The organism is Aquifex pyrophilus, assembly GCF_054656935.1.
Genome location: NZ_BAAHXJ010000005.1, coordinates 248,840 through 269,136 on the forward strand (window position 1 = coordinate 248,840; position 20,297 = coordinate 269,136).

Consider the following 20,297-nt stretch of genomic DNA (forward strand, 5'->3'; position numbering starts at 1 on the left):
CAATTTAACAAAACCTTTCTCTATCTTTTTGTTTATGCACGAACACCACGACCATAAAAAACATAAGGAGAGCCACGAGGAGGTAATAAAGAGAAAAGCGATAATAACAACCCTGTTATCAATTCCCGTGGTTCTTCTCTCGGTGAAGGAGTTTCCCTACGGGAGTACCTTAAACCTACTTCTCTCAACCTTTATATACCTATACGGGGGGACGTTCTTCCTCAAGGGATTCCTGGAAGAGATTAAGAAGAGAAAGCCCGGAATGATGACCCTCGTCTCGTTGGGAATAAGTGTTGCATACTTTTACAGCGTTTACACCTATTTCTTCGGGGGGAAGTCCTTCTTCTGGGAGCTTAGCACCCTTATAGCGGTTATGCTCTGGGGACACTGGATAGAGATGAGGTCCATAGCGGGTGCGGGAAAAGCCCTTGAGGAGCTTGTAAAGCTCATTCCATCAAAGGCCCACTTAATCAGGGACGGGGAAACAGTTGAAGTCCCCACGCACAGCTTGAAGCCCGGTGACCTCGTTCTCGTAAAGCCGGGGGAGAGAATTCCGGCGGACGGGGTTGTTGAGGAGGGGGAGAGCTTCGTTGATGAGTCCGTATTAACGGGAGAGTCAAAGCCCGTTAAGAAAGGCAAAGGGGATAAGTTGATAGGTGGTTCCCTGAACCTTGACGGCTTCCTTAAGGTGAGGGTTGAGAAGGCGGGAAGGGACACATACCTGAGCCAGGTTATGAAGCTCATCAAGGAAGCCCAGGAGACAAAAACGAAGCTCCAGAATATAGCGGACCGTGCGGCCTTCTATCTCACGGTTATAGCTGTTCTTTCTGGTTTTTCCTCCCTTATAGCATGGATTTACCTGAGGGGCGATACAACCTTTGCGGTTGAGAGAGCGGTAACGGTTATGGTTATAGCCTGCCCGCATGCCCTCGGTCTCGCTATTCCCCTCGTTGTTGCCATATCAACAGCCTACTCCGCAAGGAAAGGCATTCTCATAAGGAACAGGGTAGCCCTTGAGAGAGCAAAAGATGTTGAGGTCGTCGTCTTTGACAAAACGGGAACCTTAACGGAAGGTAGGCTTTCCGTAAGCGACGTGATGACCGATATGGAAGAAAATGAGTTTTTGAAGCTCGTTGCTTCCGTTGAGGCCTTATCGGAACACCACCTCGGAAGGGCGGTTGTTAATTACGCAAAGGAGAAAGGAGTTAACCTCCTTGAGGTTTCCGAGTTTAAGGCCTTCCCCGGAAAGGGTGTATACGGAAAGGTTAATGGGAAAGAGGTTCTCGTCGGGAATCTTGAGTTTCTGAAAGAGAAAGGAGTGAAAATCTCCGAAGAGTTGCTAAAAAGGTGTGAGGAGCTTTCTTTAGCGGGAAAGAGCGTTATTTACGCATCCTTTGACGGGGTGCTTTCGGGATGCGTTGCCCTCTCCGACAGGATAAGAAAGGAGTCCTACGAGGCCGTGAGACTGCTGAAAGAAATGGGGAAGAAGGTGGTTATGATAACGGGGGACGATGAAAAGGTTGCTAAGGCGGTTTCGGAAGAGCTTGGCATTGAGGAGTTCTTTGCAAGGGTTCTTCCCCACGAGAAGGCCCTCAAAGTTAAGGAGCTTCAGGAGAGGGGCTATATGGTAGCCATGGTCGGGGACGGGGTTAACGACGCTCCCGCTCTCGTTCAGGCTGATGTCGGTATAGCCATAGGCTCTGGAACGGATATAGCCATAGAAAGTGCGGACATAATCCTCGTTAAAAGCAATCCTCTTGACGTTGTTGAGGTGTTTAGGCTCTCGGAGATAACCGTTAAGAAAATGTATCAGAACCTCTTCTGGGCTCTTTCATACAACGTTGTTGCAATCCCCCTCGCTATGGGTCTTGGCGTTCCCTTCGGTATAGTGCTCAAGCCCGCGGTGGGAGCTATTCTCATGAGCGCAAGCACCGTTATCGTTTCTTTAAATGCCCTTCTTATGAAGAGGGAACTGGTATGAGCTACTTCTTTTTTAGAACCTTTTCCTCAAGTCTTTCTATTCTTCTTTCAAGCTCTATCTTATCCTCAAGTCTTGTTATCATACGTATAATTTCAAGGAGCATACGGGACATATCTTCCAGCTTTTCCTCACTTTTTATACTGTTTTCCTTTAGATTCTTTATTTCCGCTTCAATTGTTGATATCCTTTTCTCCAAATTATCCACCTTTTCCTTCAGGTTTGATAAATCATTGTGGAGATGGTCCGCTTTTGCCTTGAGTTCCTTTATTTCGGGAGAAAGCCAGTTCCTTAATTCATCAAACATCCCCATGGAAAAAATATACAATCGTCGGAGGTGAACCTCAATGGAAAGATTTACGGAGTTTATACTTAAAAACCGCATAGCTGTTTTATTTGCCTCAATATTTCTCCTTTTATACGGTTATTACTCCCTCAAAAAGACTCCTATAGACGCCATTCCGGACCTTTCGGACGTTCAGGTGATAATTTACTCGGAGTGGATAGGTCAGGTTCCCCAGGTTATTGAGGACCAGCTTACCTATCCTCTCGTTACGAACATGATGGGTGTTCCGAGGGTGAAAACCGTAAGGGGGTATTCCGTTCCCAACTACTCCCTCGTGTTCGTTATATTTGAGGACGGGACAGACCTTTACTGGGCAAGGAGCAGGGTTCTTGAAAAGCTTGCAACGATAAGGGACCAGCTCCCAAAGGAGGCAAGGGTCCAGCTCGGGCCAGATGCCACCGGAGTTGGATGGGTTTACCAGTATGCCCTCGTATCCGAGAAAAGAACCCTTGATGAGCTCTGGACACTCCAGAACTTTTACATAAAGTATGCCCTCCTTTCCGTTCCCGACGTTGCGGAAGTCGCTTCCGTAGGAGGATTCAAGAAGGAATACAGGATTCTCGTAAAACCCGAGAAGCTATACCAATATGGCATAAGCCTGAAGGATATATACACAGCGGTTAAGAAAACGAATCTTGAGCTCGGCGGAAAGTATGTGGAGGTAAACGAGAGGGAGTATCTGATAAGGCTCGTGGGATACGTGAAAAACAAGAAAGAGATAGAGAAAACGGTAATAGTTGAGAGAAACGGAGTTCCCATAAGAATTGAGGATATAGGTAAGGTTGTGGAAGTTCCCGCATACAGGATGGGCGTCGCGGACCTGAACGGTATGGGGGACACGGTGGGCGGTATAGTCGTTATGAGGTTCGGAGCGGACGCTTACAAGGTTATAAAGGAAGTAAAGAAAAAGCTTGAGGAAATAAAGAAGGGACTTCCCGAGGATGTGAAGATAGTTCCCGTTTACGACCGCTCAAGGCTCATAGAAAGTGCTGTGAACAACCTTAAGGAGAAACTCATTGAGGAGTCAATAATCGTTCTCCTCGTCGTTTCCCTTTTCCTTTTCCACGTCAGGAGTGCCTTTGTGATAATCGTCTTCCTCGTTCTTTCTATTCTCGCAACCTTCATAACGATGAACCATCTCGGAATAACCTCAAACATAATGTCTCTCGGGGGAATAGCTATAGCAATAGGAACGATGGTTGATGCTGCAATCGTTCTCGTTGAGAACATTCACAGAAGGCTTGAAAACGGGGAGGACCTGAAAACCGCAATCCTTCACTCCGCTTCAGACGTGGGAAAGCCCATATTCTTTGCCCTTCTCATTGTTACCGTTTCCTTCGTTCCCCTCCTTGCCCTGAAAGGCCAGGCGGGAAGGCTCTTTACCCCCCTCGTTGCAACGAAGACCCTCTCAATGCTCGTGGCTTCTATACTCTCCGTTATCGTAGTCCCGGTCCTCGCTTACTACCTCATAAGGGGAAGGATTCCCGGGGAGGAGAAAAACCCGCTCGTTAAGGTTCTCGTAAAGCTCTACGACCCTATTTTTCACATTTCCGTAAAGCTCAGGTATTTACTCCTCGTTCTCTTTTTCGGCCTCATAGGGGGAAGCATTTACTTTTACGAAAAGCTGGGAAGGGAGTTCATGCCTCCCCTTTTTGAGGGAAGCCTGATGTATATGCCTACCACAACACCCAGCGTATCAAGGCAGGAAATACTGAGGATAATAAACCTTCAGGACAGGATACTCGCTCAGTTTCCCGAGGTTGAGTCCGTCTTCGGAAAGGCGGGAAGGGCGAACACACCCACCGACCCCGCTCCCCTATCAATGGTTGAGACCTTCATAATGCTGAAACCCCAGGAGGAGTGGAGAAAGGTAAAGGTTGAGAGATTTTACTCCGACTGGAACATACCCGAATGGGCTAAGAATATCCTTAGAAAAGTATTCCCCGAGGAGAGACCGATAACCTATACGGAGCTCATAAGGGAGATGGATAAAGCCATATCCGTTCCCGGACTCACAAACATGTGGACTATGCCCATAAAGGGAAGGATAGATATGATAACGACGGGCATTCAGACACCCTTAGGGATAAAGATATACGGGGATAACGTTGATAAACTCAACGAGCTCGCTCAAGAAGTTGAAAGACTACTGAGAAATGCGGAAGGAATAATGAGCGTGTTCGGGGAAAGGAGCTCAAGGGGAAGCTACATAGAGATAATCCCGAGAAGGGAAGCTCTTGAGAGATACGGATTAACAATCGGAGATATAAATCAAGCTCTTTCCTCACTCCTCGCAAACTCGGAAGTATCAACATTCATTTACGGAAGGGAGAGGTATTCCATAACCCTCGGCCTTCCCCTCGATTACAGATACGACCTTGAAAACCTAATGATTCCCTTAAAGGATAAGCTTGTTCCCCTTTCCGCGGTGGCACACGTAGTGAAGAGGGAAAGTCCCGTAAGCATAAAGTCCGAAAACGGGCTGCTCGTGAGCTACGTCCTCATAACCCCCGACCCCGAGAGGGATATGGGAAGCGTTATAGAAAACGCGGACAGAATCCTGAAGGAGAAGCTCAAGCTCCCGAAGGGATATTACTACGAATGGAGCGGACAGTATGAATACTGGAAGAAGGCACTTGAGGACCTGAAAGTTATAGTCCCCTCGGTTATTCTCCTCATAATTCTTCTGGTATGGTTCACCTTCAACAGGTTTTTTGAGACACTCCTCGTCCTTCTCACCCTTCCCGCTGCAACCTTCGGGGGCGTTTTCTTGATGTATATAAACGGTTATAACGTATCCATAGCAAGTATAGCGGGATTTCTCGCACTTCTCGGCATAGCGGCGGAGATGGGAATAGTTATGGTGGTTTACATAAGGAATGCCCTGAAAGAACTTCCCGAGGGATATACACAAAGGGAAGCCTTTGAGGCTATCTACCACGGGGCGGTGAAACGTATAAGGCCAAAGTTCATGACTTTCGGTGCGATACTTGTGGGACTCCTTCCCATATTCCTCGGGAAGGGAACGGGAAGCGAGGTAATGTCCCGCATAGCCGCACCCATGGTTGGCGGGATAATCTCAACGATTATCGTCGTTCTCATCTTCATTCCTGCACTTTACGCGGTATATCTTGATTTAAGACTTGCACGCAGGTAAAAAAGATGGTATATTATTTTTTTAGCTTGGGCGCGTAGCTCAATTGGCAGAGCGGGCGGCTCATAACCGCCCGGTTGGGGGTTCGAGTCCTCCCGCGCCCACCACAAAACCATGACAAAGGAAGAAGTTAAATTAATTCTAAAGCTACAGGAGATAGACCTTGAGATAGAGAGGATAAAAAAAAGACTTGAGAAGATAGGGGAGGAGCTAAAGCAACTAACCGAGGATTTAGAGTTCCTAAATAAGGAAAAGGAAAAGCTCTTGAAGAGAAAGGAGGAGCTGGAGGGACTAAGAAAGAAATTAAGAGAAGAAATAGAGGAAGCTGAAGAGCAGCTCAAGAAAACGGAAGAGAGATTAATGAGGGCAACGAGGGACGTTGAATACAGGGCACTCCTAAGAGAAAAGGCAAAGCTTGAGGACAAAATTCTTAAGAAATCCTACGAGCTTGACGAGGTTGAGGAGGAAATAGAAAAACTTACGAAGGAAATAGAAGAGAACCTTCCCAAGCTTGAAAAGAGAATTAAAGAGATTGAGGAGGAGATACAGGATTTAAAAACAGAGGAAGAGATAGCCCACAGGAAGCTCCACGAGCTTGCAAACAGAAGGGAAGAAACTAAGGGGGAAATTCCCGAACACCTCGTTAGATTTTACGAAGAGAACAAGGAACACTTTGAGGGTTTCGTAGTTGTTCCTATGGAGGAGGAAGCCTGCAGCGGTTGCGGTATAAAAATCCCGAGCGTCATTCTCTCAAAGATGATAAGGGAGGACAGCATAGAGCAGTGTCCCTCCTGCGGAAGGTTCGTTTACTACAAGTTTTAAGATAAAACTTCCCTTATCTTCTTAAGGTTTACATACTCCCTTACTATCTCCTTACCCCCTTCCGCGACGACTTTCCCCTTATCCATTAAGAAGAATCTCTCACCCACGTAGAGGGCTTCAAAGGGGTCGTGGGTTATTATTACTACGGGTCTTCCGAACTGAACGCTTTTTACGAAATCCATAACCTCAACCTTGGTCCTGAAGTCAAGGGAGGAGAAGGGCTCGTCCATGAGAAAGGCTCTCGGGTTGTAAGCGAGCGCTCTTATAACCGCTACCCGCTGTTTCTGGCCTCCCGAGAGTTCGTGGGGGTATTTATTTTCATAGCCCTTCAGGTTGAACCTCTCAAGGAGCTCCTCCGCTGTAAACTCCCTCTTTTGGGCTTTCTTAAGTGCGAACTCAATATTCTCCTTTACGGTCATATGGGGAAAGAGGTTGTGCTCCTGAAATACGACACCGAGCCTCCTCTTCTGAGGAGGGAGGAATATACCCTTTTCAAGGTCCATAAAGACCTCCTCACAGCAAAGCATATATCCCCTCTCGGGTCTAAGAAGTCCACACATAACCCTGAGGGTCGTAGTCTTTCCGCAACCCGAGGGACCGAGAATAACGTTAAAGCCCTTGACGAAGTTAAAGGAAGCCTCAACGGTTAAGGAGGGAAAGGACTTCTTAAAGTAGAGCTTTATCATGAAAGCTTCTCAATAACCCTCAGGACTCTCTTCTCTATCCTCTCTTTTGGGAGAACCGCTATGAGAATGTCTATTCCCACCCCTTCCGTTTCTCCCGTAAGGACTATCCTTAGGGGCTTCCAAACCTTAGGGGGTTTCACCTTAAGGGTTTTCTGTATATCCTTGACGAGCTTCTTTACCTCTTCTGGTGTTTCGGGCTTCTTCTCCCTTATCCTTTCAAGGAAGAGGCTTAAAACCTCGTAAACCTTCTCGTCGTCTATGAAAGCCCATAGCTCTTCTTTTATCTCAAAATCGTCAACGAAGAAAGGCCTGAGCCTTTCAACCATTTCCGAAAGGGTGTCAAAGGAGTCCCTCGTGTAGCTGAGAACCTTCTTTACGTATTCCCTGTCGCTCACCTCGTATCCCGCTCTCTCAAGGAATGGGATAGCCCTCTCAAGGAGCGTTTCAAGGGGAAGAACCTCCCTTATATAAACTCCGTTCATCCACTTAAGTTTCTCTCTGTTGAATACCGCGGGCGAGTCGTTTACGTCCTTCAGGTCAAAGAGTTTTATAAGCTCTTCTTTTGAGAATATCTCCCTTCCTTCCTCGGGAGGAGACCAGCCGAGAAGACAGAGGTAATTAAAGAGAGCCTCGGGCATATACCCCTCTTCCCTGTAAGCCCTCACCGATACAGCCCCGTGCCTCTTTGATAGCTTGCTCCTGTCCTCACCCAGTATAACGGGAAGATGGGCAAACTTAGGAACGGGAAAACCGAGGGCTTCGTATATGAGTATCTGCTTCGGGGTGTTTGGTATGTGGTCCTCACCCCTTATCACGTGGGTTATGCCCATTAACGCATCGTCAACAACGACGACGAAGTTGTAAGTGGGAGTCCCGTCGCTTCTCACTATTATGAAGTCCCCGAAATCGTCCGTATTTATCGCTATGTGTCCCTTCACGAGGTCCTCAAAGACAACCGTTCTATTTTCGGGAACCTTAAACCTTACAGTAAAGGGCTTTCCTTCCCTCTTCAGCCTTTCCGCTTCTTCCCTTGATAGTCTCCTGCACTTTCCCGAATACCTGTAGGGAACGCCTCTCTTCTTCGCCTCTTCCCTTTCCCTCTCAAGCTCTTCAGGGGTGCAGAAACAGGGGTAGGCTTTGCCCTTCTCAAGGAGCTTATTCACATACTCCCTATATATATCGAATCTCTCGGACTGCCTGTAAAACTCTTCCCAATCAAGGCCGAGCCACTTTAAATCCTCTATGAGCATATCCTCATACTCTTTCGTTGAACGCTCTCTGTCCGTGTCCTCTATCCTGAGGACAAAACCCCCGTTGTTATGCCTCGCAAAGAGGTAGCTGAATATGGCGGTCCTCGCATTCCCGAGGTGGAGGTATCCCGTAGGACTCGGAGCAAAACGCGTTTTAACTTTACTCATAAAGCTTTATTATAGGCCTTCTCAACAACCACCTTCTTTACCTTTCTTCCGTCCGCATCAACAACCTTAAAGATGTACCCGTCGTAACTCACAACCTCCCCCTTCTTTGGTATCCTCCCGAGCCTGTATGTGAGAAATCCGCCCAGGGTGTTGTAAGGGCCTTCGGGAATGTTTATTCCCGTAATTCGCTTAAACTCGTTTACCTCAATCTTTCCCTCAGCGACCCACTTGTCCTTGCTTATCTCCCTTATCAGGGGCTTTTCCTCGCTCTCCGAGGCGAGGTATCCGAGAATCTCCTTAAATATATCCTCAATGGTTATAATTCCGAGTATTATCCCCCTCTCGTCAACGACGACCGCTATGTGCTCCTTCCTCTCCTTGAATACCTTCAGGACTTCGGGAAGGGAGGTATACTCGCTAAAAACGAGAATCCGCCTTATATACTTCTTCACGGGCTCGTTTATATCCTTATCTATGAGGTCATAAGCGCTTATGTAACCCACAATATCGTCAACCCTTTCCCTGTAAACGGGTATTCTTGAGTATCCCGTTTTCTTAATCTGCTCAACCGCCTGCCCGACCGTTGCGGTATCGGGAATCATAACGACCTCGTAAAGGGGCTTTACTATCTCCCCTATTCTTCTGCTTTTGAAGGAAAGAACGTTTGAAACTATGTAGCTAATTGACTCGGAAAAGGTCTTATCCTCCCTGAGAAGTGCTATCAGGTCCTCCCTCCTCACCTTCTCTTCGGAAGCCTTAAAACGCTTGGCTATCGCCCTGCTTATTATCTTCGCGAGGAGAAGGAAGGGCTTGAATATGAGCCTTAGCTTATCAAGGATGAAAAGACTCGGTATTACTACTTTGTCCGCATAATGCTGGAATAAGCTCTTGGGTATTATCTCCCCGAGGATTATTGTGAATATTACGAGACTTTCCGCAAGGAGAACCTCTTTCCCCCTTATCGCGGGAACATACCTTGAGAGATTAAGTAAAAAGAGCGTGTATAAGGTTGATGCGAGGACTATTGATAGGGTGTATCCCAGCATCGTGAGGGTTATGTACTCCTCGGGATTATCCAGGAAGTGCTTTATGAAGCCGTATTTTCTCTTTCTGTAAACCGCCTTTAGAATGCCCTTGTCCGCATTAAGGAGCGCTATCTCCGAACCCGCAAAGAAACCCTCAAGGAGAATGAAGAAGAAAACTCCTATTAAGAAACCTATCAGCTCCATCTTTCCGCTATCACCACCCTGTCGTATCCCGAGTAATCCTTAAAAATCCTAACCTTAAAACCTTTCTCTTCAAAGAGCTTTCTCACAATATCCCCCTGGTCGTGCCCTATCTCAAGGGCAACAAAACCCTTTTCTTTGAGGTGCTTCGGAGACTCATTAGCTATTTCCTCGTAAAACTCATACCCCTTTTTCCCGGCTATTACCGAGCTGTATCCCTCCCTTTTGACCTCCTCAGGAAGGAAGTCCCAGAACTTCTCGGGTATGTAGGGAGGGTTTGATACTATGAAGTCGTAAACCTTTCCCCTTACGGGTTCAAAGCCGTTTCCGAGAAATACCTTAAACCTCTTCTCAACCCTGTGCATCTTTGCGTTTTCCATCGCCAGCTTTACAGCCTTCGGATTTATATCGCTTCCCTCCATCCTCAAGAGTGGCCTCTCAAGGAGTAGATTTATGGATATACACCCCGTTCCGACACCGAGCTCAAACCCGACCATATTCCTGTCCTTCGGTATCCTCTCAAGGGTTTTCTCTATGAGTATCTCGGTCTCGGGCCTCGGTATTAAAACGCCCTCCTCAACCTTGAAGGTTCTCCCCATACACTCCCACTCGCCTATAAGGTATGCAACCGGATAGCCTTCCCTTCTCCATTCCATAAGTTCGTTAAACTTCTCAACAACCTCTTCGGGAACTTCCCTATCCTCAAGGAGTATGAGCTCGGGGGGCTTCACGCCGAGGAGGTGAGAGAGGATTATACGGGCATCCCTCTTGTTCTCACTTACTTTTTTGAGTAGCTCCCTTACCTTCACTTTGTTCCGTCTTTTCAAGCTTTTCAATTACGGAACCTTTTTCCCTCGGGACTATTGAGATGAGAAGCGCGAGGATGAGAAAAAGGGCTCCGAGCCAGTAGGTAGCCTTCGTAAGTATCGTTTCAACACCTCCGACGCCGAATATGGACTGGCCCATGCTTCCCCCGAAGGCTGCTCCCACATCTCCCCTGCTTTTCTGGAGGAGCGTTGCTATGAGCAGAAGAACCGCAACTATCACGAATAGGGTAAGGAGTGCGTAATACATAGTTTTATAATTTATCACGATTTCCCGAAAGCCCTCTCCCTCACCCTCGGGTCTATGTATGCGAGAAGGAGGTCCGCAATAAGGTTTCCCACAATCAACATTATCGTTCCTATGTAAAGCCCTCCCATAACGAGGAACAAGTCCTGGGAGAGAACCGCATTCAGCATAAGCATGCCCATCCCGGGCCATCCCACGATTATCTCTATGAGGGCAGCCCCCGATATGAGGTTAGCTATCTCGTATCCCAGAAGGGTTGTGAAGGGATTCATAGCGTTCTTAAGGACATGCTTGAAAAGCGTTATCCTCCTTACACCTTTAGCCTTTAGCATTGTTATCATGGGGCTGTGGAGAACCTCAAGAACCGCGCTCCTCACGAGTCTGGTCAGGGCCGCGAGGGAGACGAGCCCGAGGGCAAGCGAAGGGATTAACAGGTGCTTTAAAATATCAATTACCTTCTCTGTAAAGCTAAGCTTTTCAAACTCGGGGCTGTATATCCCTCCTATCGGGAGGACTCCCGTTTTTGACGCGAAAAAGAGAAGGATAAAGGCAAGAAAGAAGGAAGGTATTGAAAAAAAAGTATAGGAGAAGGTCTGAATGAGTTTATCTATGGGGCTGTTTTCCTTGAACGCTGCAAGGGTTCCGAGAGGGATGGCGAGTGTCCAGGCAAAGAGGGCTGAGCTCACCGAGAGGAGAAGCGTATTGGGAATCCTCTCAAGGATTAGTTCAAGAACGGGTGCGTGATACTGGAAGGAATACCCGAGGTCAAAAAATACCGCGTTCTTTAACCATAAGAGGTATTGAACAAGAAGGGGCTTATCAAGGCCGTAGAGCTCCCTTAGTCTCTCTATGGTTTCGGGGGATATCTGGGGATTCAGTTTGAGCTGGTCAAGGTAATCCCCGGGAGCGAGCTTAATGATAACAAAGGAAAGGAAGGTAACTCCGAGAAGGGTAGGAATAGCCTGAAGAATTCTGAAGAGAATGAACTTGAACATTAAAAGTAATTGGCTATAAAGAACTTAGTCTCCTGGAAGTATTTATCTATCTCCTCCTTGTGCTTTTCTTTTACATACCTGATTACCTTGTAGTCGTCCCAGTATCCTATTATGGGAAGCCAGTCGGGTATGCGGTCCTTCTTCTCTATGAAATACCAAAGTGCAGCCATAAAGTCTTCCCTTGCCTCCTGGCTCAGCTCAAAGTTAGGGTCCGTGAGAATTCTGAAGAGGAGTTTAGCGTCAAGGATTAGGTTCCTCACGTATTCCATAGTGGGGGGAACTTCCGAGAGCTTTTTCTTGAAGGCTTGTCTCAGCTTATTTATGTCCTTATACTCCTCTCCTTTGAACCTTTCAAGGTGCTTCTCCATAGTAAGATAGTATACATGTCAAGGATTGTGAGGGTTCACGGAAGGGAGGTTCTTGACTCAAGGGGAAATCCCACGATGGAGGTTGAGGTTGAGCTTGAGAGCGGAGCTGTAGGAAGGGCTATCGTTCCGAGCGGAGCTTCTACGGGGGAAAGGGAAGCCCTTGAGCTGAGGGACGGAGACCCGAAGAGATACCTCGGAAAGGGCGTCTTGAAAGCGGTTGATAACGTAAACAGCGTTATAGCGAAAGCCCTGAAAGGACTCTCCCCTTTCAACCAGAGGGAGATTGACAACATTCTTATAGAGCTTGACGGAACGGATAACAAGAGCAAGCTCGGGGCTAACGCAATACTGGGAACCAGCATGGCTGTTGCGAGGGCTTGCGCGAATGAGCTCGGAATTCCCCTTTACGAATACCTCGGCGGTAAGTTCGGATACAGGCTTCCCGTTCCCCTCATGAACGTTATAAACGGGGGAGCTCATGCGGATAACAACCTTGACATACAGGAGTTTATGATTGTTCCGGTGTGCGGAGGTTCCTTCAGGGAAGCCCTGAGGGCGGGCGTTGAGACCTTCCACCACCTTAAGAAGATTTTGAAGGAAAAGGGATACTCAACGAACGTAGGAGACGAGGGGGGATTCGCACCTAACTTAAACTCCTCCGAGAAAGCCCTTGACCTCTTGATGACCGCAATTGAGAAGGCGGGATACAAGCCCGGCGAAGACATACTCCTTGCCCTTGATGTTGCATCTTCCGAGTTCTACGAAAACGGGATTTACAGGTTTGAAGGAAGAGAGATGAGAGCGGAGGACATGATAGAGTTTTACGAGAAAATCGTTGAAAAGTATCCCGTCGTATCAATAGAGGACCCTATGAGCGAGAACGACTGGGAAGGATGGAAGTTAATAACGGAAAGGCTCGGAAACAGGGTTCAGCTCGTTGGGGACGACCTTTTTACTACCAATCCAAAGATTTTGAGAAAGGGAATAGAAAACGGAATAGCAAACGCTATACTCGTTAAGCTCAACCAGATTGGAACCGTTTCTGAAACCCTTGACACGGTTATGCTCGCAAAGGAGAGGGGATACTCCGCAATAATTTCCCACCGCTCCGGAGAGACGGAGGACACCTTTATCTCCCACCTTGCGGTGGCTACAAATGCGGGACAGATAAAGACCGGCTCCGCCTCAAGAACCGACAGGATAGCTAAATACAACGAGCTTTTAAGAATAGAGGAGAGGCTGGGTGATGGAGCAATCTTCTGGGGAAGGGAGGAGTTCTACAGATTCCTCTCTTAAGAAAATCCTCAAGTTATTTCTTTTCGTTCTCCTTCTGAATACCTTTGTTAATTTATTTATTTCAAAACCTACCATTTTTGACCTTATTAAACTAAGAAGTCTGAAAAAGGAGGTTGCGGAAAATATAAAGAAGGAGCTCAAAAAAAGGGAAAAACTTGAGAGTTTATACAATGAACTTAAAAGAAATCCCAAAGAAGTCAAGGAAAGATTCATAAGGGAGTATCTTTTCAAGATAAAAGAGGGGGAGAAGATTATCATAATCAACGAATGACGCTCAGAACCTCGCTACTCGTAGTTATGCCCTTTAGTATTTTTTCTATTCCGTCCTCAAGCATCGTTTTAAAACCGAACTTCCTCGCCTCCTCCCTTATAACGTTTGCGTCCTGAGTTTTGTTAATCAGCTTCTTTAACTCATCGTTCAGCTCAAGAACCTCAAATATTCCCGTTCTTCCCCTGTATCCCGTCCCGAGGCAGTTCTCACACCCCCTGCCCCTGTAAAATACGTAATCTCCGTCCTCAAGTCCGAGCCCCTTGAGCTCCTCCCCGTCGGGTTTGTAAGGCTCCTTGCAGTTTTCGCATATCTTCCTTACGAGCCTCTGGCCTATAACTCCTTCAAGGGAGGAAGCTATCAGGAAGGGCTCTATACCTATGTCCTTTAGCCTCGTTATAGCGGAAGGTGCGTCGTTTGTGTGAACCGTTGATAAAACAAGGTGTCCCGTGAGTGCAGCCTGAACCGCAACCTCCGCGGTTTCCGGGTCCCTAATCTCACCCACCATTATTACGTCGGGGTCCTGCCTGAGGATGGCCCGAAGTCCCTGGGCAAAGGTGAGGCCGACCTTCGGGTTTACCTGTATCTGGCTCACCCCCTTTACCTGATACTCAACGGGGTCCTCTATCGTTATTATGTTCCTCTTGGGACTCTTTACGTGAAGAAGCATAGCGTAAAGGGTTGTTGACTTTCCCGCTCCCGTGGGACCCGTTACGAGAACTATGCCGTAAGGCTTTTCCGCCAACCTCTTTACTTTCCTTTGGTCCTCCTCGGAGAGCCCCAGCTCTGAAAGGGTGAGAAGTCTTCCCGTTTTCTCAAGAAGTCTCAAAACGACTCTCTCACCGAAGACCGTGGGAACGACCGAAACCCTGATATCGTAATCCTTCCTCCCTATCTTTACCCTTATTTTCCCGTCCTGGGGAACTCTTCTTTCAGCTACGTTCAGCTTTGCCATAACCTTTATGCGGGAAACCACTTCCTGGTACGTCTGGGGAGGTATCTTCATGTAGTCGTGGAGAACCCCGTCCATTCTTATCCTTACAACAGTTTCGTCCTCATAGGGTTCAAAGTGAACGTCGGAGGCGGAAACCGAAGAGGCTTTTATCAAAATGGTATTTACAAGCCTTACCGCCGGGGAGCCGTCCCTCTGGAATAAGATGTCAACACCATCCTCGCTTTCTTCCGATTCCGTTTCAAGCTCAAGCTCTTGGGAGCTTATCTTCTCCTGAACAAGCTTTGCATACTCTTCCGGCTCAACAACCTTCAGTTTAACGTCCTTCCCTCTCTTAAAACGAAATTCCTCAACTACAAGAGGATTAAATCCCTTCGGAACGATTAAAAGGGCTTCACTTTCACTTTCATACTCAACTATGAACTCCAGGCTCTCACTCAATTCTGACATCTATCTCCTCCCTTTTTCCTTTTCTGATAAGAACAACTTTCAGGTTAGGTTCGTTCCTTATCATCTGCAATATTCTGAAGGCATCCTCACCGCTCGTTATCGTCAGGTTGTTTATGGATACGAGTATATCCCCCCTCCTTATTCCGAGCCTGTGGAACAAGCTTCCCGGCTTCACCCACTCAAATATGAACCCCTCGGTTTTTCCGTTCTTGATATAGGGAACGAGCCTTATCTGGGTAAACATTTTTGCGGGGTCCTTTGTAATACTCTCTATCTCCCTCCTGTTAATCACCACTTCCTTGGGAATACTCGCAACTTCCGCAGTCTTTGTTAGATTTGTGCTTCCCTTTACGGGTTCAAATCTGAGGAAAAAAGATTTTTCCCCTTTTCTGAACTCCGCACCCTCTTTTCCTACACGAATAAGCTCATACCCCTTATATTTTTTTCCCTCCTCAAGAAAGTTAACTTTACCGCTATCAATTATAAATACTCCTCTTAAACTTTTTGAAAGGATTAATCCCCTTATTCCAAATGCAGGAGGGGAAACTTCGTCAAAGGAGCCATTTAACTCACCATTAAGAACAATATTCTTCTCATAATTGAAAAACTTCCCTCCCTGAGAGATAAGCCTGCTTGCGGATATTTCCGCTGCCCCTTCTACTTTTGGAACAAAGGAAGGTCGTAGTGAACTTTTAAAAATAATGAATAAAATAAGGAAGCTCCCGATTACTCCAAATACAAAACCTAAACCGAGTCCGTAAACGAGGTGCATTTATTTAAATCTATAACGGACTTGACCACTTTCACAACGTTTCCTATAAGCATAACCGCGGGTGCATTTACGGGAGGGAAATCTTCTTCTATTTCTCCGAGCCTTGTAAAAAAGATTTTCTGGTTTTCCCTCGTTGCGTTCTCAACAAAGGCAACGGGTTCCTTCGGGTCCCTTCCCGCTTCCAGGAGCTTTTTCGCTATATCCTTTCTTCTTTTTACGCCCATCAGTATTACGAGGGTTTCAACGTCTCTGTAGTTCTTCCAGTTTACCTTTTCGGGCTCGTGTCCACTCAGGACCGCAAAGGAAGAGGATACACCCCTGTGGGTTAATGGAATGTTTGAATAAGCTGAGGCACCCAGGAAGGAGGAAATCCCGGGAACGACCTCAACCTCTATGCCCCTTCTCACAAGGTATAAAAGCTCCTCACCTCCCCTCCCGAATATGAAGGGGTCTCCTCCCTTGAGTCTTACAACCTTCGGGAAACTGAGAACATATCTGTATATGAGCTCGTTTATCTCTTCCTGCGAAAGGGAATGGTTTCTCCTTCTCTTCCCGACGTATACCTTTATCGCGTCTTCCCTCGCAAGACTCAAAATCCCTTCACTCACGAGTGCATCGTAAAGGATAACATCAGCCTCTTTTATAAGCCTGTAAGCCTTAAGTGTTAGGAGTTCGGGGTCTCCGGGACCCGCTCCCACCAAATAAACCTTTCCCATATCAGCAAACCCCCGCCTTAATTTTTGCAACTACGAGACCTTTTAACGTTTCCGCTCCTACCCTTTTTACGAAATCTGAGAAGCTCTCCCCTTCAAGTCTGTTATTCAGGTAATACTCAATTATTGAGCCAACCGTTTCCTTTATCCTGCTAAGGGGAACGCCCTGAACGAGCTTCATCCCTTCCCTGTCGGTGGAACCTCCTACGAAGAGGTCAACGGCGAGAACCGCTTTCCCGTTTATCTTTGTCTTAGTCCCCACAAATCCTATATCACCGCAGCCGTGCTGACCGCATCCCTTGGCACAGGCGGACCAATGCATTCTTATAGGTATGTCAAGCTCAAACCTCTCGGTTAAATACTTCGCCACTTCAACCGCATCGCTTTTATTTTTTATAACCCCGAAACTGCATGTATCGCTTCCCGCACAGGCTATAAGATGGGTCATGAAGGGCGAGCTCACCGTTGAGAACTTCTCAAAGAAGGGGTCCGAGAGAAGCTTCTCAAGGTTTTCTTCGGGAACGTTAGGTATATAAAAGTTCTGGTATACCGAAAGCCTGAGCTCCCTGCTTCCGTAAAGTCTTGAGAGCTCCGCAGCCCTCCTCAAATCTTCCGCCTTTATCTTCCCTGCCGGAACGACAACGCATACCGCATAGGTTCCGTTTCTCAGGTTTATTATTCCCTCTCTTTCTCCCCGTGAGTTTACGAGCTCCTCTCCCTTTTCGGGAAGAGCCTTGTAGAGCCTCTTTTCCATTTCCTCCCTGAATCGTTCAACGCCCCACTCCTTTAGAAGGAAAAAGAGCCTGTTCTTACTCCTGTTTTCCCTGTTTCCGTAAGTTGCGTATATATCAAGAATTACCCTTGTGAAGTCGGGAACCTCGTAAGGTTCAACAAAGGTGTCCATGTCTATAGCCTTTACGGGTCCACCCGAACCTATCTTCCCTCCGAGATAAAGGTTAAAGCCGAGCTTTCCGTTCTTCCTTGCGAGGTAAAAGCATATATCGTTAAACAATGCGTTTATACAATCCCTCCTTGAGCCGAGAACCGCCACGTTAACCTTTCTCGGCATATCCGCATACTCCTTCTTACCGAGAAATACATTCGTCACATCCTTCGTGAGCCTTAATGTGTCTATGAGAGAATCCTCAGCAAGACCTGTAAGCGGGTCTCCCGTTACGTTTCTCACGTTATCCATACCCGTCTGGAGGGTGGTGAGTCCTACGCTGTTAAGAGCGTTGAGTATCTCGGGGATGTTTTTGAGCTCCACCCATCTTACCTGGAGCTGCTGTCTTGAGGTTATCTCAACCTCTCCCCTGCAGAACTTCTCGGATATATGGGCAACCACCTTTGCCTGCTCATAGGTTAGTCTTCCGTTCGGAACCCTTATCCTTATCATGAAGTAACCGGGTGTCGCCTTTCTGTAAAAGATTCCGTACCACTTCAGCCTTACATCCCTGTCCTCTTCGGGTATTTTTTCCCAGTCTCCTTCTTCAAAGTATTTCTCCATCCTTTTCCTGAACTCCTCGTCAAAGGGGTGAAGACTTTTCTTTATTACTTCTATCTTGTTAACCCTTTTCGGTTTTTCCTTTACGTATTCTTTTAGTATTTCCTCAACGAGCTCCGAACAGCTACCGCACGAGGTTGAGGCCTTAGTAAGGGCCTGAATATCCTCCAGGGTTTTAGCTCCCTTTTCAAGGATTGCCTTAACTATCTCCCCCTTCGTTACCGCGTTGCAGTTGCAGACTATATCCGTATCTTTTAACTCCTTTACTTCCGTGCCCTTTTCGGGAACTATATGCTTTATGAGGAAGAAAGGCCTTTCCTCACTTACGTCCCTTTTCGTTTTTATAAGCTCAAGTATGTAGTTGTTTCCCCTTATATCCCCGTAAAGAATAGCACCAACGACCTTGTTTCCCTTGAGAACCGCTTTCCTGTATATACCTTTCCCCTGGTCCAGAAAAGATATAACCTCCTTTCCTTCCCCTTTAAAATCACCTGCGGAAAAGAGATTTATTCCCGCAACCTTCAGCATAGCGTATGTTATGGAACCCTCATACCTCTTTTCATTTCCGTAAACGAGGTTATGGGCACACACCTTTACCTGCTCCATTATCGGAGCGACAAGTCCGTAGGTTTTTCCCCTGTGCTCTATACACTCCCCTACCGCGTAAACGTCCGTTGCGGAAGTTTCAAGGTAATCGTTCACGAGAATTCCCCTGTTTACCTTCAGCCCCGAGTTCAGGGCGACGTCAACGTTCGGTCTTATGCCCGTCGCTATTATTACGAGCTCCGTCCTTATCTCCTCCCCGTCCGAGAACCTAACACCCTGTGCTTTTTTATCTCCCAGTATCTCTTCTGTTTTCCTGTTCAGTAAAACTTTTACGCCCATTCTCTGAAGGTCCTTCCTGAGGAGCTCTGAAGCGGTTTTGTCAAGCTGTTGTTCCATAAGGATGTCAAGTATGTGAACGAGGTAAACCTCAAGTCCTATATCCGCGAGGGCTTTTGCAACTTCTATGCCGAGAAGCCCTCCCCCAATTACCACAGCCCTTTCCGAAACCCTCGCGAGGTCCAGAATCTTAAAAACGTCATCAAGGGTTCTGTAGGTAAACACGCCTTTTTTGTTTATCCCTTTAATCGGCGGAATGAAGGGCTTACTCCCCGTCGCTATAACGACCTTATCGTATCTGTGTATATTCCCGTCTCTCGTTATGAGGAGCTTCTTGTTGGGAAATATCCTCTCAACCCTCTTTCCCACCTCAAGCCTTACTCCTTTTTCCTCATACCACTGCCACCTTTTTATGTATATCTCCGTCGGGAGCTTCCTTCCCGCGAGAACTTCAGTTATAAGAATCCTGTTATAGCCTATGTATCTCTCATCACCGAATACCTGAAGCCTGACATCTTTCCCCTCGGATAACCGGAGAACCTCCTCAACAAGTGCGGTTCCCGCTATTCCGTTTCCTATAACCGCAATCTTCATAACCATCCTCCCGAAAAATGTTTTGCAAGTTTCGTGCCGATTAAACCCCTCAAATCTCTTTATACGTTTAGGATTTCCCTTTGGACAAAATTGTTAACATGTTGACAAAATTGTAAATCCATTTTTCAAAAATCTCTGAAAAATCGGGGCGGGATTTTGGCACAAATTTTGCAATTAAATTTGTGAGATGGCTGAAATATTAGCGGTTATAAGGAAGGAGAAGTCATACGAGCTCAGCGGGGTTCTCTCGGAGAGGGGAATACCTTACGTCTCCTGGACCGTAAAGGGAAGGGGAAAGGAAGGTGGCTTCAGGTATAAGGGCTTTCTCAGGGAGAAGGTTTTAATTCCCTTTCTCCCGAAGAGGGCCTTCCTCATACCTACCAATTCTCCCGGGGAAGTTGTTGAGCTCATTATTAATGTTGCAAGCACGGGAAATTACGGTGATGGAAAGATTTTCGTGATAAAGGAAGGGGAGGTAAGCGGTATGAAGCTGATAAAAGCTGTTGTGAGACCCGACAAGGCCCTTGACGTTGTAAGGGCTCTTGATAAGGAAGGCTTTAAAGCCCTGACGATGTGGGACGTTGTCGGAAGAGGAAAGGAAGGAGGACTGAAAGCGGGAGAGGCGATTTACGACGAGCTTGCGAAAACCCTGATAATGATAGCGGTTGAGGACAAGGACGTGAACAAGGTTATAGAAACGATAAACAGGTCAGCCCATACGGGTGCTTACGGGGACGGGAAGGTGTTTGTATGCGATCTGTCCGAAGTCTGGACCGTAAGGAGCAAGAAAAAGGAGTTGTGA

General features: G+C 47.0%; 18 protein-coding genes and 1 tRNA gene. 7 read left to right on the top strand and 12 right to left on the bottom strand.

Translation table 11 applies throughout. The features are described from left to right. Window positions 1-34: 34 nt before the first annotated feature. A complete protein-coding gene (locus ACYQZ0_RS04950; protein ID WP_459775492.1) occupies window positions 35-1,981 on the top strand; it encodes a heavy metal translocating P-type ATPase in 1,947 nt (648 codons plus the stop codon). Window position 1,982: 1 nt separating this feature from the next. Here ACYQZ0_RS04950 and ACYQZ0_RS04955 read toward each other — a convergent pair whose 3' ends face one another. Next, window positions 1,983-2,285, bottom strand: coding sequence for a hypothetical protein (locus tag ACYQZ0_RS04955; protein ID WP_459775493.1), 303 nt, complete (start codon window positions 2,283-2,285; stop codon window positions 1,983-1,985). Window positions 2,286-2,325: 40 nt separating this feature from the next. Here ACYQZ0_RS04955 and ACYQZ0_RS04960 point away from each other — a divergent pair, with 40 nt between their 5' ends. The 3 genes from ACYQZ0_RS04960 to ACYQZ0_RS04970 all read left to right on the top strand — a co-directional run bounded on the left by ACYQZ0_RS04960 (window position 2,326) and on the right by ACYQZ0_RS04970 (window position 6,300). Continuing rightward, complete coding sequence (locus ACYQZ0_RS04960) at window positions 2,326-5,481, top strand: efflux RND transporter permease subunit (RefSeq protein WP_459775494.1); 3,156 nt, start codon at window positions 2,326-2,328, stop codon at window positions 5,479-5,481. Window positions 5,482-5,509: 28 nt separating this feature from the next. Continuing rightward, a tRNA-Ile gene (locus ACYQZ0_RS04965) sits at window positions 5,510-5,585 on the top strand. 7 nt (window positions 5,586-5,592) lie between these two features. Then, window positions 5,593-6,300, top strand: coding sequence for a zinc ribbon domain-containing protein (locus ACYQZ0_RS04970; protein WP_459775495.1), 708 nt, complete (start codon window positions 5,593-5,595; stop codon window positions 6,298-6,300). Here the strand turns inward: ACYQZ0_RS04970 and ACYQZ0_RS04975 are convergent. From ACYQZ0_RS04975 to ACYQZ0_RS05005, 7 genes are read right to left on the bottom strand one after another with little or no spacing between them, the layout of a single operon-like run. Then, entirely contained in the window at window positions 6,297-6,986 is a 690-nt protein-coding gene (locus ACYQZ0_RS04975) for an ATP-binding cassette domain-containing protein (RefSeq protein WP_459775496.1), read from the bottom strand. The genes ACYQZ0_RS04970 and ACYQZ0_RS04975 overlap by 4 nt on opposite strands. Then, the gene (gltX, locus tag ACYQZ0_RS04980) at window positions 6,983-8,404 is read right to left on the bottom strand and encodes a glutamate--tRNA ligase (protein ID WP_459775497.1); all 1,422 of its coding nucleotides are present in this window, start codon (window positions 8,402-8,404) and stop codon (window positions 6,983-6,985) included. The genes ACYQZ0_RS04975 and gltX overlap by 4 nt, the downstream gene beginning before the upstream one ends. After that, window positions 8,401-9,633 (bottom strand): hemolysin family protein, encoded by a 1,233-nt coding sequence (locus tag ACYQZ0_RS04985; RefSeq protein WP_459775498.1) that lies wholly within the window; start codon window positions 9,631-9,633, stop codon window positions 8,401-8,403. Before ACYQZ0_RS04985 ends, gltX begins: the two co-directional genes overlap by 4 nt. Next, window positions 9,624-10,439, bottom strand: a complete 816-nt coding sequence (gene prmC / locus ACYQZ0_RS04990) for a peptide chain release factor N(5)-glutamine methyltransferase (protein WP_459775499.1) — start codon at window positions 10,437-10,439, stop codon at window positions 9,624-9,626. The genes ACYQZ0_RS04985 and prmC overlap by 10 nt, the downstream gene beginning before the upstream one ends. After that, window positions 10,405-10,722: a preprotein translocase subunit SecG gene (gene secG / locus ACYQZ0_RS04995; RefSeq protein WP_459775500.1), complete on the bottom strand. Its 318-nt coding sequence runs from the start codon at window positions 10,720-10,722 to the stop codon at window positions 10,405-10,407. The genes prmC and secG overlap by 35 nt, the downstream gene beginning before the upstream one ends. Next, complete coding sequence (locus ACYQZ0_RS05000) at window positions 10,719-11,696, bottom strand: ABC transporter permease (RefSeq protein ID WP_459775501.1); 978 nt, start codon at window positions 11,694-11,696, stop codon at window positions 10,719-10,721. Before ACYQZ0_RS05000 ends, secG begins: the two co-directional genes overlap by 4 nt. Beyond that, complete coding sequence (locus tag ACYQZ0_RS05005) at window positions 11,696-12,064, bottom strand: DUF1232 domain-containing protein (protein WP_459775502.1); 369 nt, start codon at window positions 12,062-12,064, stop codon at window positions 11,696-11,698. The genes ACYQZ0_RS05000 and ACYQZ0_RS05005 overlap by 1 nt, the downstream gene beginning before the upstream one ends. 15 nt (window positions 12,065-12,079) lie before the next feature. Between ACYQZ0_RS05005 and eno the strand changes: the two genes are divergently transcribed. Then, complete coding sequence (gene eno / locus ACYQZ0_RS05010) at window positions 12,080-13,360, top strand: phosphopyruvate hydratase (protein WP_459775503.1); 1,281 nt, start codon at window positions 12,080-12,082, stop codon at window positions 13,358-13,360. Further along, on the top strand, window positions 13,311-13,631 hold the full coding sequence (locus tag ACYQZ0_RS05015) for a hypothetical protein (protein ID WP_459775504.1): 321 nt from the start codon (window positions 13,311-13,313) through the stop codon (window positions 13,629-13,631). Before eno ends, ACYQZ0_RS05015 begins: the two co-directional genes overlap by 50 nt. Here the strand turns inward: ACYQZ0_RS05015 and ACYQZ0_RS05020 are convergent. From ACYQZ0_RS05020 to ACYQZ0_RS05035, 4 genes are read right to left on the bottom strand one after another with little or no spacing between them, the layout of a single operon-like run. Further along, window positions 13,621-15,030, bottom strand: coding sequence for a GspE/PulE family protein (locus ACYQZ0_RS05020; RefSeq protein ID WP_459775505.1), 1,410 nt, complete (start codon window positions 15,028-15,030; stop codon window positions 13,621-13,623). The genes ACYQZ0_RS05015 and ACYQZ0_RS05020 overlap by 11 nt on opposite strands. Then, entirely contained in the window at window positions 15,014-15,802 is a 789-nt protein-coding gene (gspC, locus tag ACYQZ0_RS05025; RefSeq protein ID WP_459775506.1) for a type II secretion system protein GspC, read from the bottom strand. Before gspC ends, ACYQZ0_RS05020 begins: the two co-directional genes overlap by 17 nt. Beyond that, window positions 15,775-16,518: a uroporphyrinogen-III C-methyltransferase gene (gene cobA / locus ACYQZ0_RS05030; protein WP_459775507.1), complete on the bottom strand. Its 744-nt coding sequence runs from the start codon at window positions 16,516-16,518 to the stop codon at window positions 15,775-15,777. The genes gspC and cobA overlap by 28 nt, the downstream gene beginning before the upstream one ends. 1 nt (window position 16,519) lies before the next feature. Next, complete coding sequence (locus ACYQZ0_RS05035) at window positions 16,520-19,495, bottom strand: FAD-dependent oxidoreductase (RefSeq protein ID WP_459775508.1); 2,976 nt, start codon at window positions 19,493-19,495, stop codon at window positions 16,520-16,522. A gap of 187 nt (window positions 19,496-19,682) precedes the next feature. Here ACYQZ0_RS05035 and ACYQZ0_RS05040 point away from each other — a divergent pair, with 187 nt between their 5' ends. Further along, a complete protein-coding gene (locus tag ACYQZ0_RS05040; RefSeq protein ID WP_459775509.1) occupies window positions 19,683-20,297 on the top strand; it encodes a P-II family nitrogen regulator in 615 nt (204 codons plus the stop codon).

What these genes read in the sequence shown, in the direction of transcription:
- ACYQZ0_RS04950 (WP_459775492.1), top strand. Translation starts at nt 35, where the DNA reads ATGCACGAACACCACGACCATAAAAAACATAAGGAGAGCCACGAGGAG.
- ACYQZ0_RS04955 (WP_459775493.1), bottom strand. Translation starts at nt 2,285, where the DNA reads ATGTTTGATGAATTAAGGAACTGGCTTTCTCCCGAAATAAAGGAACTC.
- ACYQZ0_RS04960 (WP_459775494.1), top strand. Translation starts at nt 2,326, where the DNA reads ATGGAAAGATTTACGGAGTTTATACTTAAAAACCGCATAGCTGTTTTA.
- ACYQZ0_RS04970 (WP_459775495.1), top strand. Translation starts at nt 5,593, where the DNA reads ATGACAAAGGAAGAAGTTAAATTAATTCTAAAGCTACAGGAGATAGAC.
- ACYQZ0_RS04975 (WP_459775496.1), bottom strand. Translation starts at nt 6,986, where the DNA reads ATGATAAAGCTCTACTTTAAGAAGTCCTTTCCCTCCTTAACCGTTGAG.
- gltX (WP_459775497.1), bottom strand. Translation starts at nt 8,404, where the DNA reads ATGAGTAAAGTTAAAACGCGTTTTGCTCCGAGTCCTACGGGATACCTC.
- ACYQZ0_RS04985 (WP_459775498.1), bottom strand. Translation starts at nt 9,633, where the DNA reads ATGGAGCTGATAGGTTTCTTAATAGGAGTTTTCTTCTTCATTCTCCTT.
- ACYQZ0_RS05000 (WP_459775501.1), bottom strand. Translation starts at nt 11,696, where the DNA reads ATGTTCAAGTTCATTCTCTTCAGAATTCTTCAGGCTATTCCTACCCTT.
- ACYQZ0_RS05005 (WP_459775502.1), bottom strand. Translation starts at nt 12,064, where the DNA reads ATGGAGAAGCACCTTGAAAGGTTCAAAGGAGAGGAGTATAAGGACATA.
- eno (WP_459775503.1), top strand. Translation starts at nt 12,080, where the DNA reads ATGTCAAGGATTGTGAGGGTTCACGGAAGGGAGGTTCTTGACTCAAGG.
- ACYQZ0_RS05015 (WP_459775504.1), top strand. Translation starts at nt 13,311, where the DNA reads ATGGAGCAATCTTCTGGGGAAGGGAGGAGTTCTACAGATTCCTCTCTT.
- ACYQZ0_RS05020 (WP_459775505.1), bottom strand. Translation starts at nt 15,030, where the DNA reads ATGTCAGAATTGAGTGAGAGCCTGGAGTTCATAGTTGAGTATGAAAGT.
- gspC (WP_459775506.1), bottom strand. Translation starts at nt 15,802, where the DNA reads ATGCACCTCGTTTACGGACTCGGTTTAGGTTTTGTATTTGGAGTAATC.
- cobA (WP_459775507.1), bottom strand. Translation starts at nt 16,518, where the DNA reads ATGGGAAAGGTTTATTTGGTGGGAGCGGGTCCCGGAGACCCCGAACTC.
- ACYQZ0_RS05035 (WP_459775508.1), bottom strand. Translation starts at nt 19,495, where the DNA reads ATGAAGATTGCGGTTATAGGAAACGGAATAGCGGGAACCGCACTTGTT.
- ACYQZ0_RS05040 (WP_459775509.1), top strand. Translation starts at nt 19,683, where the DNA reads ATGGCTGAAATATTAGCGGTTATAAGGAAGGAGAAGTCATACGAGCTC.